At 66.4% G+C, this 16,213-nt stretch carries 10 protein-coding genes and 1 riboswitch; of the genes, 5 read left to right on the top strand and 5 right to left on the bottom strand.

Features of this window, described 5'->3' with window-relative positions:
- Positions 1-34: 34 nt before the first annotated feature.
- Both BMY53_RS14545 and BMY53_RS14540 read left to right on the top strand, forming a co-directional pair.
- The gene (locus BMY53_RS14545) at positions 35-2,353 is read left to right on the top strand and encodes a heavy metal translocating P-type ATPase (RefSeq protein ID WP_092947209.1); all 2,319 of its coding nucleotides are present in this window, start codon (positions 35-37) and stop codon (positions 2,351-2,353) included.
- A gap of 171 nt (positions 2,354-2,524) precedes the next feature.
- Positions 2,525-4,069, top strand: coding sequence for a peptide MFS transporter (locus tag BMY53_RS14540; protein WP_218151241.1), 1,545 nt, complete (start codon positions 2,525-2,527; stop codon positions 4,067-4,069).
- Positions 4,070-4,123: 54 nt separating this feature from the next.
- Here BMY53_RS14540 and BMY53_RS25965 read toward each other — a convergent pair whose 3' ends face one another.
- Together BMY53_RS25965 and BMY53_RS14535 are read right to left on the bottom strand one after the other, a co-directional pair.
- The gene (locus BMY53_RS25965) at positions 4,124-4,282 is read right to left on the bottom strand and encodes a hypothetical protein (protein ID WP_177200888.1); all 159 of its coding nucleotides are present in this window, start codon (positions 4,280-4,282) and stop codon (positions 4,124-4,126) included.
- Positions 4,283-4,437: 155 nt separating this feature from the next.
- Positions 4,438-5,988, bottom strand: a complete 1,551-nt coding sequence (locus BMY53_RS14535) for a methyl-accepting chemotaxis protein (protein ID WP_092947208.1) — start codon at positions 5,986-5,988, stop codon at positions 4,438-4,440.
- Between the two features lie 276 nt (positions 5,989-6,264).
- Here BMY53_RS14535 and ribA point away from each other — a divergent pair, with 276 nt between their 5' ends.
- Both ribA and BMY53_RS14525 read left to right on the top strand, forming a co-directional pair.
- A complete protein-coding gene (gene ribA / locus BMY53_RS14530; protein ID WP_255370208.1) occupies positions 6,265-6,861 on the top strand; it encodes a GTP cyclohydrolase II in 597 nt (198 codons plus the stop codon).
- 45 nt (positions 6,862-6,906) lie between these two features.
- Positions 6,907-7,152: riboswitch (cobalamin riboswitch) on the top strand.
- Between the two features lie 79 nt (positions 7,153-7,231).
- Positions 7,232-9,130 carry a TonB-dependent receptor domain-containing protein gene (locus BMY53_RS14525; RefSeq protein ID WP_092947206.1) on the top strand — a complete coding sequence of 633 codons (1,899 nt, stop codon included), beginning with the start codon at positions 7,232-7,234 and terminating at the stop codon, positions 9,128-9,130.
- Positions 9,131-9,148: 18 nt separating this feature from the next.
- Here the strand turns inward: BMY53_RS14525 and BMY53_RS14520 are convergent, their stop codons facing one another.
- A complete protein-coding gene (locus BMY53_RS14520; protein ID WP_092947205.1) occupies positions 9,149-9,781 on the bottom strand; it encodes a response regulator in 633 nt (210 codons plus the stop codon).
- Positions 9,778-11,202 (bottom strand): sensor histidine kinase, encoded by a 1,425-nt coding sequence (locus BMY53_RS14515; protein WP_092947204.1) that lies wholly within the window; start codon positions 11,200-11,202, stop codon positions 9,778-9,780. Before BMY53_RS14515 ends, BMY53_RS14520 begins: the two co-directional genes overlap by 4 nt.
- Before the next feature lie 215 nt (positions 11,203-11,417).
- Here BMY53_RS14515 and BMY53_RS14510 point away from each other — a divergent pair, with 215 nt between their 5' ends.
- A complete protein-coding gene (locus tag BMY53_RS14510) occupies positions 11,418-12,383 on the top strand; it encodes a hypothetical protein (RefSeq protein WP_218151240.1) in 966 nt (321 codons plus the stop codon).
- A 34-nt stretch (positions 12,384-12,417) separates the two neighbouring features.
- Here the strand turns inward: BMY53_RS14510 and BMY53_RS14505 are convergent, their stop codons facing one another.
- Positions 12,418-16,203, bottom strand: coding sequence for a pilus assembly protein (locus BMY53_RS14505; protein ID WP_092947203.1), 3,786 nt, complete (start codon positions 16,201-16,203; stop codon positions 12,418-12,420).
- Positions 16,204-16,213: the final 10 nt, after the last annotated feature.

Genomic DNA, 16,213 nt, shown 5'->3' with positions numbered 1-16,213 from the left:
CCCTGGAGTGACTACAGCGTGTGCAATAGCCCCCATGGCACAGCATGAGCACACCCACGGCCCGCAGGTCGAGGATCACACCCACCCGCACGATCACAGTCACGGTCATGACCACGGTCACCACCATCACGCCCACGAAGGTGGCGCCTGCTGTGGCGGCCCGGCCCCTGCGGCAGTGGCACCGTCCGCACCGGCGGCCCCCACCGAGCCGGAACTTGCTGGTACCAACCACCACCGCTACTTCATCGCCGGCATGGATTGCCCCACCGAGGAGGGCCTGCTGCGGCGACGCCTGCAGCGCCAGGAGGGCGTGGTGGCCCTGCAGTTTGACCTGATCAACCGCATCCTGGACATCCATCACCGCCTGCCCGATGACGCCGCGTTGCGCGCCGCCATCGCGGACACCGGCATGCGCCCTGAACCCATGGCCCGGAGCGCACCGCCGCCCGCTGCGCAACCAGCCATCAGCACCTCCCTGCGCTGGCGCATGGCCGCCGCCGGCCTGGCGGCCGTCGCCGCCGAGGCGTTGGCCTTTGCAGGCTGGAACGAGTCCGGTCCCCTGGTCATCGCGCTGGCCTTGGCCACCATGCTGCTGGGCGGCCTGCCCACCTTGCGCAAGGGCTGGATCGCGTTGCGCAGCTTCACGCTCAATATCCATCTGCTGATGAGCCTGGCGGTGATCGGCGCGGTGGCGCTGGGCCAGTGGCCCGAAGCGGCCATGGTGGTCTGGTTGTTCGGCTTGTCCGAGATGATCGAGAGCCTGAGCCTGTCGCGTGCCCGGGATGCCATTCGTGCGCTGGCGCAGTTGGCACCAGAAACTGCCTGGCTGCAGACCCCGGACGGCCAGTTCGCACGGCAACCGGTGGAACAGGTGTCCCAGGGCGCGGTGCTGCGAGTGCCCCCGGGCGAGCGGGTGCCCCTGGACGGCACAGTGACGCAAGGCCGTTCCAGCCTGAATGAAGCTGCGCTGACCGGCGAAGCCATGCCCGTGGACAAGGCCCCGGGCGACCCACTGCTCGCCGGCAGCGTCAATGGTGATGGCCTGCTGCTCATGCAGGTCACCTCCACCAAGGGGCACACCTTGCTGGACCGCATGGCGCAAGCCGTGCAACAGGCCCAGTCCCAGCGGGCCCCCAGCCAGGCCTTCATTGACCGCTTTGCCGCGGTGTACACCCCGGCTGTGGTGCTGCTCGCACTGGCGTTGGCCGTGCTGCCGCCCCTGTTGGGGTGGGGCGGCTGGCATGAGTGGCTGTACAAGGGCCTGGTGCTGCTGGTCATTGCCTGCCCTTGTGCGCTGGTCATCTCCACGCCGGTCACCATCGTCAGCGGCCTGGCGGCCGCCGCGCGGCGCGGCATCCTCATCAAGGGGGGGCTTTACCTGGAACGCGTGCGTCAGCTCCGCACCCTGGCGCTGGACAAGACGGGCACCCTCACCGAGGGCCGGCCGAACCTGGTGACGGTGCAATCGCTCGATCCCTCCCTGCACGCGGACGATGCCCTGCATCTGGCCGCCAGCCTGGATGCGGGTAGCGCTCACCCTCTGGCCCAGGCCATCGTGGCGGCGCAGGCCGAGCGGCCGGGGCGCGCACTGGCCGCGGTGGCCCATTTGCAGAATCACCCCGGCCTGGGCGTCATCGGGCAGCTCGATCAACACCGATATGCGCTGGGCAACGAGCGCCTGGCCGAGCAGCAGGGGGCGATGAACGAGCCGGCCCGCGCCGCAGCCGCTGCCTTGCAGGCCCAGGGACACACCCTCGTCTGGCTGATGCGAGACCACACCGTGCTGGCCCTGCTGGCGCTGGCAGACACGCCCCGTCCGGCCGCTGCCGCCACGCTGGCCGCGCTGAAGGCCCGGGGGTTGTCCCTGGTGATGCTCAGCGGCGACCACCGCGCCAGCGCCCAGGCCATGGCTGCCCGTCTGGGCCTGCCTGAGGCGGCCGTGCACGCGCCCTTGCTGCCGCAGGACAAACTCGACGCGGTGGCCTCGCTGTCGGCCCAGGGGCCGGTGGGCATGGTGGGCGACGGCGTGAACGACGCCCCGGCCATGGCCCGCGCCGACATCGCCATCGCCATGGGGGCCGCCGGTAGCGCCACCGCCTTGGAAACCGCCGACATCGCGCTGATGCGGGATGACCTGACGCAACTGCCGGCACTGCTGGATCTCTCCAGGCGGACCGCCCGCGTGCTGACACAGAACATCGTGGTGGCACTCGGCCTGAAGGTGGTGGTGGCCGCACTCACCCTGGCCGGGCTGGGCTCACTCTGGCTGGCGGTGCTGGCCGATGCAGGCGCCAGCCTGCTGGTGGTGCTCAACGGCTTGCGCCTGTTGCGCGAGGAGCGCCCGGCCTCCTGATTTCCTCATCCCTGACCTTTAGCACCTAGGGCCACCCCTAATATCAGCAGACCTGTTCGGCGCGGCTTTTCTCGGACAATAGCGCGCCTGCCGCTGGCGGCCCCAGTGATCGAAAAGATCGCCTGAGGGTCCCAGCGGCACCGTTCTTCTTGATCCTTCACGGAGCGACGTTTGAACAAAATTCAAACCCCCGGCCTGCCGCATACCATCCTCGGCCAACCGGATAGCCTGTTCGTCTTGTTCTTCACAGAAATGTGGGAGCGGTTCTCTTATTACGGCATGCGTGCGCTGCTGGTGCTCTACCTCATCTCCGAGGTGGCCAAGGGCGGCTGGGGCTGGACCCGTGAGGAAGCGACCAGCCTGTATGGCTGGTACACGATGCTGGTGTACCTGACGCCCATTCTGGGTGGCTACCTGGCCGACCGCATCCTGGGCACACGCCGCGCGGTGGTGCTGGGCGGTTTCATCATTGCGGCGGGCCACATCTCGCTGTTCTTCGACACCCGGGTCAGTTTCTTCCTGGGTCTGGGCCTGGTGATCCTGGGCACGGGCCTGTTCAAGCCCAACATCTCGGCCATCGTTGGCCAGCTGTATGGCAAGGACAACGAAGGCGCACGTGACGGTGGCTACACGCTGTTCTACATGGGCGTGAACGCAGGTGCCTTCTTCGGTATCTCGCTGTGCGGCTACATCGGCGAGAAGATTTCCTGGCACTTCGGTTTCGGCCTGGCCGCTGTCTTCATGCTGCTGGGGGCGCTGCAGTTCTACCTGGGCCAGGGCATCTTTGGCGACATCGGTGCACCGCCGGACAAGAACACCAAGACGGCCGCCGCTGCGGCGGCAGCCACGGACGACACGCCGGCCAACGTGGTGCGCGACCGCCTGATCGCCATCTGCGTGTTCTCGTTCTTCACCATCTTCTTCTGGTTTGCCTTCGAGCAGGCCGGTGGTTCGATGACCATCTTCGCGGCGGATTACACCGACCGCACGTTGGTGGGCACCAGTGGCACGATCTTCAAGATCGCCAACTCGCTGATGACGCTGATCCCGGTGGCCATCCTGAGTGCGCTGCTGATCCAGCTGATGCGCGGCACCGGCAAGCGGTACCTGACGTCCAACCTGCTGTTGGTGCTGGCCCTGGGCCTGATCTGGGCATTGGCGCTGTGGATGCTGGGCCGTGAGTTCGGCTTTGACCAGTCGGAGATCCCGGCCACCTGGTTTGGCGTGTTGAACTCCTTCTTCCTGGTGATCCTGGCGCCGATGTTTTCCAAGATGTGGGCGCGTTACTGGAACCCGAGTGGCCCGGTGAAGTTCGGCCTGGGTCTGGTGCTGCTGGGGCTGGGTTTTGCGGCGCTGTCGTACGGTGCGTCCGGTATTCCGCAGGGCGCCAAGACGGCGCAGATCAGCATGGTCTACCTGACGCTGGCGTACCTGCTGCACACCATGGGTGAGCTGTGCCTGTCGCCGGTGGGCCTGTCCTACATCTCCAAGCTGGCACCTGCACGCCTGCTGGGCCTGATGTTCGGCGTCTGGTTCGTGAATGCTGCCGTCGCCAACTGGCTGGCCGGCTTCAGCGGTGCATACATCGACAAGATCTCCGAGACCTACTCGATGTCGATCTTCTTCCTGATCTTCACGCTGATCCCCATCGGGGCCGGGCTGCTGCTGATGCTGCTGAATCCGTGGATGAAGAAGCTGATGCACGGCGTGCGCTGAGGCTGCACCTCGTCGAACCAAAAACCCGGCCTTCAAGCCGGGTTTTTTATTGGATCAACGCTTGCGCGTTGCCAGGGTTCGTTGCTCAAGAATGGCGGTCTCAATGGTCTTTTGCATGTCGCGCACACCGGGCTGCCTAAAAACTAGGTAGCCAGCCACGCCGATAACAAGGGCCGCAGCAAGCGTTTGAAGAGCAAACCGTTTGAACTTCATAAGCGTGTACCAAGCCTGTCCAAGACCTATAGGGAGTCGGACAACGCTTTGTGCCTGGCTCACCGGTGCGCTCAGTCACTCGACCTCTCAATACGGTTCGCAGTTCAAAAGGCTTATCAGCAGCACGAGTCTTGTCGATGTGTCTGCATGCCGGATCACCCCGCCAGCCTGAACCTTCCCACCACCTGCGCCAGCCGTGCCGCCTGGTCCTTCAAGGACTCGGCGGCGGCGGCGGATTGCTCCACGAGGGCGGCGTTCTGCTGGGTCATGCCGTCGAGATGCGTGACGGCGGCGTTGACCTCGGTCAGGCTCTGCGTCTGGCTGCCAACGCTGCCAGCGATCTCGGCAATCAGCTGGCTCACCCGGTCCACCGCCTGGACCAGTTGGGTCATGGTGTCGCCGGTGTTGCCCACAATGCGCGAGCCGTTCTCCACCTGCTCCACCGAGGTGGTGATCAGTGACTTGATCTCCCGCGCGGCCTGCGCGCTGCGCTGCGCCAAGGTGCGCACCTCGGCAGCCACCACCGCAAAGCCCCGCCCCTGCTCGCCCGCCCGTGCAGCCTCCACCGCCGCATTCAGCGCGAGGATGTTGGTCTGGAAAGCGATGCTGTCGATCACGCCGATGATGTCGGCAATGCGCCGGGAGGACTGCTGGATGCCTTCCATCGTGTCCACCACCTGGCCCACCATGCTGCCGCCCTGCTGGGCCACACCAGCGGCCTCCCGCGCCAGGCTGCTGGCTTCCTGCGCCGATGTGGCGCTCTGGCGCGCGGCATCGGTCAGCTGATGCATCGCCGCCGAGGTCTGCTCCAGATTCGAGGCCGTCTGCTCGGTGCGCGCGGAAAGATCCGTGCTGCCCACCGCCACCTCCCGGCTGGCCTCGGCAATCTGGTGCGCACTGTCCCGCACGGCAGACACCGAGCGATGCAAGGCCTCGCGCATCCGGCCCAACGCTCGCAGCAGGTCACCCAGCTCGTCGCTGCGCGTGGGAATCACCACATCGGTCAGGTCACCGTCGGCGATGCGATCCGCCGTCTGCGAAGCCTGCTGCAAAGGTTGCGTCAGAGAGCGGGTCAGCAACCAGCCAATCACCGCACCCAAGGCAATCGCCACGGCCACCATGGACCAGATGGCCCAGATCACCGACTGATAGCTCTCTTGGGCATGCTGATGCGCCAGTTTCGCGCCCTCATCGTTGATCTGGATCAATTGCCCCAGCGACTCGGTCGTGGCGCGGAACGCGGTCCGGGATTCGCTGCGCTGCAGCGCCATGGCCTGATCGTGCTGGTTGTCCGTGATCAGCGCCACCAGACGGTTCTGCACCCCCCGGTAGGCCTCGATCCGCCGCTTGAGCTCATCGAACAGCTCGCGCTCACGCGGGCTGTCCACGTTCAGGTCGTAGGCCTTGACCAGATCCGGCAGCTTCCCCCATTGGGTACTGAGCCGGTTGGCCTCGTCCTGCAAGGCCTTGGCATCACCCCCCAGCAGCATCTGCAGCTCGGCCCGGCGCATCTGGTTGAGCAACTCATTGATGCTGGCCAGTTGCTGGGTGCTGGGCAGCCAGTTCGTCGCCAGATCCTCGACCTTGCTCTCCACCGTGCTCACGCGACTGACGGAGAACACGCCCATCGCCAACATCAGCAGAAGCAGCAGGCCAAAGCCCAGGCCCAGACGCAAACCTACCCGCAGATCGGAAAGCAGCCGCATATCGGTCTCCCGGAGGACGAAGCATCAAGCTACCACAGGGCTGGGAACCCGACATCCCGGGGACCCCGCAACGCGCCTGAACGAGGGGCAAGCCGTGCGCCAACCGGGTGAACACCCGGGCGACGCCACGCCCCAACCAGGGCGACAAGCACCCCCTTGACGGCAGGTGTAGGCTGAACGGAGTTAAATTCTCGGGTTTCCCCGGCTTTTTGCCGCCGTGACCGTTGTGATTGGGTGTTGAAGATGGCTGTTGTGAATCACTGTGAAAAGATCCCCTTGGCGTCCCAAGGTGCGCAGGAGTGGGAAGTGGTGCATCTGCCGTCCCCCATGGGTGATTTCCAGGCACGCGCCTTCCGCAGCCCCACCTCCGGCTCGGAGCACCTGGTCCTCTCCGTCGGCCCGCTGAAGGCTCGCGGGGGCTTGTTGCGCCTGCACAGCGAATGCCTGACCGGCGACGTCTTTCAATCCCTGCGCTGTGACTGCGGCCCACAACTGCATGCGGCGCTGGACCTGATCTCCAAGGAAGAAGGCGGCGTGGTCATCTACATGCGCGGCCATGAAGGCCGGGGCATTGGTCTGGTGGAAAAGCTGCGCGCCTATGCGCTGCAGGAAGCCGGCGTGGACACCATCGACGCCAACCTGCAGCTCGGCCATGCCGAAGACGCCCGGGACTATGCGGACGCCATCGACATCCTCTGCATGCTGGGCATCAGCAGCGTCAAGCTCATCACCAACAACCCGCAGAAGGTGGATGCGTTGGTGAAGGGCGGCATCGAGGTCGAAGCCCTGGTGCCCATCCGCATTCCGTCGAATCCGCACAACGAGCGCTACCTCGAGACCAAGCGCAAGCGCATGGGCCACTACCTGGAGTAAGGGGCCCCGGTGGCGCGCACGCCACATCGGCCGTGCACCCATCTCGATATCATTCCCGGCGTTGGTGCTCGCGCCCAGCCGTCCGGCTGGCGCAGTTCAACGGGAATCAGGAAGGGCGAAGCCGCCCCAACCTGAGCTGCCCCCGCAACGGTAAGCGGAGGGCGTCGTGCCGGGCCCCATGCCCGGCATCACGCCGCTTGCGTCCATGGCCACTGGCGTAGACCGCTGGGAAGGCCACGCGAGCGCCCTCTTCCGCCAGCCCGGATACCGGCCAACAGGCGACCTCGCCGCGCCCCCGCGCGCGAGGCCATGTTCGCATCCGACCGCGGGGAAGCGGTCACCTTGCGTTTTGCTGTCCCCCCTCTGCCCCATGAAATCTCCCATCCTGCGCGCCGTCCCGCGCGCCGTTGCCCTGTCCCTGCTGCTGCCCGCCGCGATCTCGCCGGTGTTTGCCCAGGCCACCAATACCGCGACCACCGCCTTGCAACCGGTCATCGTCGTCGGCACCCGTGAAGCGCAGCCGCTGAAGGACAGCGCCGCTGACGTGGTGCTGATCGACGCCGACAGCCTGCGCGACAGCGGTGCCGATTCCGTCGAAGACGTGCTGCGCCGCTACGCCGGCCTGCAGATCACCCGCGCCGGCGGCCCTGGCCAGAGCTCGGGTTACCTGCTGCGTGGCGCCGGCACCAGCAGCACCGTCGTGATGATCGACGGTGTGCGGGTCGGTTCGGCCACCCTGGGCCAGGCGGCCTTCGAAGCGATGAGCCTGGGCGACATCGACCACATCGAAGTCCTGCGCGGCCCCGCCTCCGGCCTGTACGGCGCGGACGCCGTGGGTGGCGTGATCCAGATCTTCACGAAGAAGGGCCAGGGCCCGCTGAATATCACGGCCAACGTCGCCGTCGGCGACTACCGCTCGCGGGAAGGCAACATCGGCATCAGCGGTGCCCAGGGCGGTTTCGACTACGCCGCCAGCCTCGGCCGCGAGACCTCGCGCGGTGTCTCCGCCGTACGCCCCAACGACCAGTACGGCAACTACAACCCGGACGACGACGGCTTCCGCCGCACCGTCGCCACCGCACGTCTGGGCTTCACCCCGGTGCAAGGCCATCGCATCGGTATCAGCGCCACCCAGAGCAAGCTCAACAACCAGTACGACAGCAGTGAATACCTGGCGCCGGACTACCTGCCCGACAACACGCCGGATTTCCGCAACCATCTGAAGACGCGTCAGATCTCGGCTGACTACCGCGGCGTCGTCAACACCCTGTGGACCACCTCGCTGCAGGTGGCCCGCAACACGGACGACTCGCGCAGCGGCGGCACCGAGTTGGCCCGCTTCAAGACAGACCGCGATCAGTTCACCTGGCAGAACGCCCTGCAACTCGCCCCGGGCCAGCAGCTCGTGCTGGGTTATGAACGCGTGGGCGAGACGGTGCAGGCCGACGGTTATGGCGACGTGCCCAAGCGCACCAACAACGGCTACTTCGCCGGCTACACCGGTGGCTTCGGCCCTGCGTCGCTGGAGGCGAGCCTGCGCAGCGACGACAACTCCGCCTACGGCACCCACACCACTGGCGGCCTGGGTGTCAGCTACGCGCTGAGTTCCACGCTGAAGCTGCGCGCCCTGGCCGGCACCAGCTTCCGCGCACCGACCTTCAACGACCTCTACTACCCTTACTACGGCGTGAGAACCATCAAGCCCGAGCAAGGTCGCAGCGTGGAGCTTGGCCTGAACTGGCAGTCCGGTTCCAGCCAGGCGTCGGCCACGGTCTATCGCAACAAGGTCCGCAACCTGATCGGTTATGACCCCGACAGCACGGGCACCACCTGCCCGGACGGCTACGGTGGCTGCGCCAACAACACCTCCCGCGCCCTGCTCAAGGGCGTGAGCCTGTTGGGCGGCCACCGCTTCGGCGACCTGAGCCTGCACGCCACCGTCGACTTCCTGGACGCCCGCGACTCACTGTCCGGCGCCCGCCTGGCGCGCCGCGCCGCCCATCAGGAAAGCGTGTCGGCCGACTATTCGCCGGGTGTGTGGAGTGTGGGGGCGACGCTGACCGACGTCGGCGCCCGTCCGGACACCACGGAGCCGCTGGGCGGCTACGCCTTGCTGGACCTGCGCGCCAGCTGGCGCTTCCTGCCGCAGTGGCGCCTGGAGACCAAGCTGCTCAACGCCGCCGACCGCGACGTGCAGCCGGTGCGTGACTACCAGGGCCTTGGCCGCCAGTTCTGGGTGGGCCTGCGCTACGACATGAAGGGCTTCTGAGGCCTCAGGCCTGCGGTGTCAGGGGCGGCGGCTGGCCACCAGCGCCGCCTCGACACGGCTGCGGACCTGCAGCTTCTGCAGGATGTTGGTGACGTAGTGCTTGATGGTCTTCTCGGCCAGATGCAGTTCGTCGCCAATCTCCCGGTTGGTCTTGCCCTGCCCGATGAGGGAGAGGATGGTCTGCTCCCGCTCGGTCAGTTCCTGCAACGGGTCCGGCGCCTTGCGCTGCGTGAGCGAGACCAGCATCTCCGCAGCAATGGTCGGCGACACATACACCTCGCCCGCCACGGCGGCACGCAGTACCTGGGTCAGCTCCCGGGCGGAGACGCCCTTGAGCACATAACCCCGCGCGCCCGCCTTGAGCGCGGCGAGCAGCTTGTCCTTGTCCTCCGACGACGTCAGCATCACGATGGCCGTGGCCGGGCAGGCCATGGCAATTCGCTCCGCCGTCACGATCCCGTTCCAGCCCGGCATGCTGATGTCCAGCAGGACCACGTTGGGCAACAGGGACTGGGCCAGTGCCAGGGCTTGCTCGCCGCTGGACGTTTCCCCGACCACCCGGAACCCCGGGTCCATGGTCAGCGAATGCACCACGCCCTGGCGGAACAACGGGTGGTCATCCACCACCAGCACCTCAATCATCTCGCTCATCGTCCAGGCTCCGATCCAGGTCGTGTCGGGGTGTCCAGCTCCGCATCGGCCATGGGCAGGCTGACGCGGACGGTGGTGCCGCGTCCACGTTCACTGTGGATCTCGAATCCGCCGCCCAGCGACTCCACCCGCTGACGCATGCCATTGAGGCCGAGACGGCTCCCAGCCAACGCGGCGGCCACATCAAAGCCCGGCCCCGCATCGGTGACCTCCACCACGACGCGCTGCGTGTCCGCCTTCAGGTCCACACGGCACTCACTGCCCGGTGCGTGCCGCCAGGCGTTGGCCAGCGACTCCTGCAGCAGCCGGTAAAGCGTCGTCTTGATGCGTGCGTGCGCGAGCAGGCCAGGAAGCACGTCCGTCGTCAGTGCCACCTGCTGGCGGGTCTTGCCGACGAAGTCCCTCACCACGCGCTGGGCCACCTCCGCCAGCGAGAGCGGCTCGATATCCGGCAATTCGAGGTTGGCGGCAATCGCGCGCAGATCGTTCATCGCGGCTTCCACGGCATGACTGATGCGCTCGACGTCGTCGTCCGACGCACCGGGCCGCCCCACGATCCGGTCGTGCAGGTTGCGCAGTTGCATGAGGGCAAAGCCCAGGTCCTGACAGGGTCCGTCGTGCACATTCGCCGAGATGCGCTGCAGCAGGGCCTCGTGGACAACGACCGCCTCCCGCGCAGCGCTGCGTACCCGTCCATGCAGCTGAAGATTTTGCTGGTTGAGCTCCGTCAACCGGACCACCTGGGCACTGAGCGCGCTGCGTTGTGCCGCGATGGTGCGGCTGCCGCGGCGCACCAGAACAAACAACAGCAGATAGGTGGCCAGCATGGCCCCTGCCACCACGCCCCAGCTGCGGCGCTGGGCGGCACCGGCCTCGCGGTCCACCTCGTCGGGCAACTGGTAGAACTCGGCAACGGCGCCGATGTGGCCACGGTCGGAGGTATGGATCGGTGTGTAGGTCTCGATCATGCGCTCCAGTGGCTGGCCATGGTCGGTCTGGTCGCGGCCCCGCCGCACGCTGACCTCGGAGAAGATGCTGCCCGACACGGCAGCCTCCAGGCCTTCGTCGATATCGAGCTTCTGGCCCACGCCCTGGCCGTCGCTGGAGAACAGCACCATCCCGTCCGGCCGCCAGATGCGCAGCGAGACGATGCGGCGTGCCCACTCCGCATCGGTCGTCATCTCGAAGAGCGCACGCTGCTCAGCGTCAGTCAAGTGGCCGGTCTCGTCCACATGCTGCAGCTGCGGCGCGATGAAGCCGTCCACATACAACGCCGTGTCGGCGCCGATGCGGTGCACCACGCTCTCATGCACCTGGCGCCCCACCCACCAGCCCAGCAGGACGGTGGTGGCCAGCAGGATGGGAAAACTGACCAGAAGAAACTGTTGGGAAAGCGACAGCCGCGCACGCGCCGGGTTCATCGGCGGCACTGTAACAGCGTGCTTCGCCAGGCTCCAGGGACCAAAGTCCCGATCGATCGCGACTTCCGGCCGACCCAAGTCCCGACCTGCGCCCCTGATGCCGCGGCGTGTCCATTCCTACGATGCAGCAGGCGATGGGGTGAACCCATCGACCAGACCTCGACAACACCTCGACACCATGTCGACAACACGTCACTCAGGAAGGACGCTTCACCATGTCGCATCTCTCGCACTCCACCTCCTCCCGCGCCACACGCACGCTGCTGCTGGGCCTGGCCCTCGCGCTCACCGGCGGCATGGCGGCCGCGGCCTCCTCCAAGGGCTGTGACGGCGGCGGCTTCCGGGTCCTCGGCCTGAGCGGCAAGACCAGCACCACGGTGCCGGCGGCCCAGGTGGGCACCAGCTTCCTGGTGCAGGGCAAGTATGTGCAGTTCGAGGTCGATGCCGCCACCTTCGGCATCCGCAACTACGTCCTGACCGGTGCGGCCAACCCGCTGGACATGACCGGCGGCGTGCCCACGCCCATCTTTGCGGCCAAGACGCCGGACCATCGCGGCGCCACGCTGACCAGCGGTGTCGATGTGGACCTGAAGGACACCGACATCGAGCTGATCCGCGAAGGTGCCCAGGTCACGATGAAGCTGCAGGCCAAGGACTGCGCCAACGGCGGTGTGTTCCAGATGGAAGTCGCCCGCGCCGATGGCACGGCCACGGTCTTCACTCACACGCTGGCAACGCACCCGAGCAACCCCGCCCTGAGCGCGTTCTACTTCGACAACCGCAAGTTCCGTGACCGTGAAGGCGATGCGGTGCCTTACAAGGACACCACCGTGGTCGTGACCCCGCGCATCAACTTCGGCAATGACTATTCATCCCGTCTGGTGGGCCGCGACAGCCCGCAAGTGGCCACCCGCCTGACGGACGCCGCATGCGTGAACCAGATCGTCAAGCGTGACGGCACGCTCGCCACGGTAGCCCATTGCGGGCTGACCTCGCGCTGGGAAGTCTCCAGCGGGGGTCGCATGGGCATGGTGTTCGGTGAGGACGCCACCGAGGTGGCGCCGCCCGCCACCATCTGCACCCACAAGTGCCAGGCGCAGAACCAGGTCAAGGGCCAATCGACCGTGCTGGGTTCGCCGTTCCCGGTCGCACCTGCGGATCGGCTCGCGCCGCGCCTGTAAGGCGGCCGGGCTTCACCGCCCGAGCGTCAAAGCCTCATTCGTGCAGCGGGATTTCCCGCCAGTTGATCACCTTCTTGTCGCCGGTCGTGGAGCTGCCCACGCTGGCGGCAGTGTCGCCGTCCTGGGTGGTGCTGGTGCTGGTCGTGGTGGCCGGCTTGCCGGACACCACCCGCTTCACCACGCCGTCGGTCTCCACGTACCGGGTGGAGGTCACCACGAAGTTGTAGAGCGTCTTGGTCACCGCCCCGGTGGAAAGGTCGATGTCAAAGGTGGTGGACACCCCGGACGAACTGCAGGCATCGGTCGAGCTCGGTCGGATGGCCGAGTAGCTCATGTAGTTGCCATAACCATCGCCCGGGTAGACCACGCGGTAGCCGGCCGTGCTGGTGGCGTTGTAGAGGTCGATCAGGTAGCCCACCTTGCTGGATGGCAGTGACGCGGCCGTGGTGCTGATGTCCTGCAGGTCGGAGCGAGTGCTGTTGTTGATGATCGGCCAGGTCACGCCCGAGGGCAGGTCGGTCGTGGTGGCATAACGGGTCTCGTAGCCGTCACGGATCACCACGATGCGGTTGAGTGCGGTGGTGGTCAAGTCCGAGGTGCTCAGCAACTGGCCGGTGCCCACGCCGATCCAGCGGCGGCCGCTGGCATCGATGTTGGGCGTCGGCTCCGAGGTGATGGGCAGCGGCGTCCCCGACGAGTTGGTCACCTTGGCGATCTTCACCGGTGATGGATAAGTACCGCTGGCCGCCGTCAGGTCCAGGCGCCACAGGTTGCCGTTCATGTCACCGGCATAGACCGATTCGATGGTGCCATCGGTGGTGTCGCGGTAATAGGTGGAGAGGTAGGCCAGGTTGGCCGGGCTGGCGGCGGTACCGTTGTCGATGGTGTCGGTCGTGCCGCTGCTGGGCAGGGCCACCTTCTGCAGCAGGGCACCCGTGCGGGCGTTCAGGATGTAGAACGCCCCCTTGCCCGACGAGTTGTTCATGCCGGAACCGAAGATCACCACCCAGCCATATTGCGTGGTCTTGGTGATGACGGGGGTGCCGAAGGTGAAGCCCATGTCGGAGTCGGTGTACTCCCACAGCACCCGGGTGGCCGCGCTGGCCTCCGAACCCACGGTATTGGCCGTCGTCAGGTCCAGCGCATAAACGCTGCGTCCGCCCTTGCCCAGCCCGCCCACGGCGATGCTGTGCCACTCGTTGGTGCTGAGGCTGGAGCCGACCGTTTTCTTGAAGTCCACCTCCCCCACGGCCGGCTTGGCATCCACCAGGTAGTGATGGGTGAAGTCCGGGTTGCCGACCGAGGCCAGGCCGTCCACGCTCGGCGTGTTGTTGGGCCCGGCAAAGGCGGCATTCGGGATGAAGGCAAACAGCTCCTTGCCGGCCGCCGTGCCGCTCAACGAGCCGTTGATGACGTGCACCAGGCCATTGTTGTCCCCCGCGACGAGGATGTTGGGGCGGCTGGCGTAGGTCTTGTAGTGGGCGGTGTAGCCGGCGTTGCTGGCTTCCGCCAGGTAGGTGCCAGGCGCGCCCGGCGCACCCAGGACGGCTACCCCGCTGTCCACGATGTCGCCCACCATGGCCGTGCTGGTGCGGGTGCGGTAGAGCCGGGTGCTGGTGGAGGCGGTCGCTCCCTGCTCCTGGCTCTGGTCGCCACGCAGCCAGTTGAGATAGTTGGCGGCGTCACTGGTGGTGGTCCAGCTCGGGTTCAGGTTGGTCAGCTGGGTGCTGGTCAGGCTGCCGGAGCGGAACGGCACACCGGCGGCGGTGGTCGGGTTGTAGGTGACGATGTAGCGCGCGGTGTCCCAACCCGTTCCGGCCGTCCCCATCTGGGCGGCCAGCTGGGCGCTGAACTTCCACATCTGCGTGTAGGTCACCGGGGTGGCCACGCTGTTGACGGTGTAGGCAATGACATCGCCCGTCCAGCCGCTGGAGTCGTACGAGCTGGCGTAGGACGCGCTGCCGCTGTCCACCGTGTCCGATGCGGTGTCGAAGGACGAGCTGTAGGCCGCGATATCGGTGGCGATGCTGGCGAAGGCGCTGGAGAGGCTGCTCACCATCGTGTCCGCCTTCGAGGCGGTGTAGTAGGTGTCCGGCCGCAGTTGCGAACCCACCACGTCGGTGGTGCCGCCGGTGTGCCAGGACGTCGCGGGGATGTCCGTGGTGGTGCCCAGCGCGTCCCAGCCCGACGGCACCGTGAAGCCACCGTACTTGGTGGCCAGGTAGAACTGGTTGTTGGACTCGTAGCTCTGGTACTCCATCACATCCAGCCAGTAGGTCTTGATGGTCTGTGTGCCTTCGAGGTCGCTGCGCAGATCCTGCGTGTTGGCGTAGTACGCCATGCCAGCGATCAGCGCCCCGTTGTAGTTGCAGCAGCCGTTGTAGGGCGAAGTGGTGCCCAGGGAAGAGCCCAGGCCGTGCAGCACCCCGACCTTGTTGGTCCAGGTCACCGCGTTCAGCGCGGTGTCGGCGGTCACGGCGGACGGCTTGGTGGGCTCCGCACTGCCGGTGGCGCCCGGCACGTTGCGGTCGGCGTGGGTGTTGACGTCACCGATGCCCAGAATGAAGTTCTTCTGGCAGGAATACAGGATGGGGTCGGTCCAGGTGGTGATCACCGGGAAGCCGTCGGCATAGGTGGTCTTGCTGGCGGTGCTGGCCGAGGTGGCTGCCGACCACTCCGACACATTGCCGAGGTTGCGGTAGTAGCGCAGTGCCGCGTAATACAGCTCGCTCACCGGGTCATAGCTCTTGTAGGAGCCGGGGGTGATCTCGCCGAACTTGTTGACGTAGTTCATCACCCCGCTGTTGCTGATGGTGATGCCGTAGTACGTGGATGTGGCGCTGGCGTCGGTGGTGTCCGGGTTGCTCACCATGACACCGGTGGTGGCGTTCCACTCGGCCGCCGTGTTGGTGATGGCGTCCGAGCCCGGCACGGGCTGGGTGGGGCCCACATACTTCATGCGAGCCCGCAGCACACCGCCGTCCCGGGTCAGCGTGGCGTCATTGAGGTAGCCGAATGCGGAGAAGCGGATCTTCTGCGCGTACTTCTGGATGAGGCCTTCCGGCTTGTAGTAGCCGGAATCGTATTTCACGCAGTTGCTTTCCAGGTCGCCCGAACCCGAGGTGGTGTCGCACACCTTGACCCGCACGCTCACCTGGTAGACGGTGCCGGCGGCCACGCTGGTGGTGGAGCCATAGGCCGTGGCGGTGGACACGTTGTTGTTGTTGCCGGTGCTGGTGAACCACAGCTTGTTGCCCAGCCCCTGGATGCGCAGCTTGAGCGTGCTCCAGGACAGGGGCGTGGCGCCGGCAATCAAGGTCGAGCCCGACATGGTGCGGTCCGGAAACTCGCTGGTCGTGCCCTGGCCCGTGGCGTAGGCCTTTTCAATGATGGTGCTGCTGGTGGTGTCCGTCGTGCGGTAGCCCCCGGTCAATGCCCAGCGGTAGGGGTCGATGGTCTGCATCGTCGCCCAGTTGAGGAAGTTGCCGCTCCACTTGGCGCTGCAAACATGGCTGGTGGCATTGCCGGCCGGCTGGAAGTAGCGGCTGGTCTCGGTGGCGTTGTAGCTGTAGGTGTAGCACTTGGCCGGATCGAAGTAGCCGATGTAGGTGGACGACGCCGAGTAGGTCGTGTCGATGTGGGCGTTGCTGACGGCGGTCGGGTATTCCACCGACAGCGTCAATGCGACGTTGCCGGGCACCGCGACGGACGAGAACACCGGCTGGTTGCCCAGGGTGGTCTGGGCCACGGCGGCGCCGCCGGACAGGGCCAGGGCCAGGGCGGCCGCACCGAGGCGGATCGGGAAGGAATAGCGTTGCATCTTGATTCGC

This window comes from Roseateles sp. YR242 (assembly GCF_900109745.1).
Taxonomy (GTDB): Bacteria; Pseudomonadota; Gammaproteobacteria; order Burkholderiales; family Burkholderiaceae_C; genus Roseateles.
The sequence above is the reverse complement of the archived record's forward strand: the minus strand, read 5'-3'. Positions and strand labels throughout refer to the sequence as shown.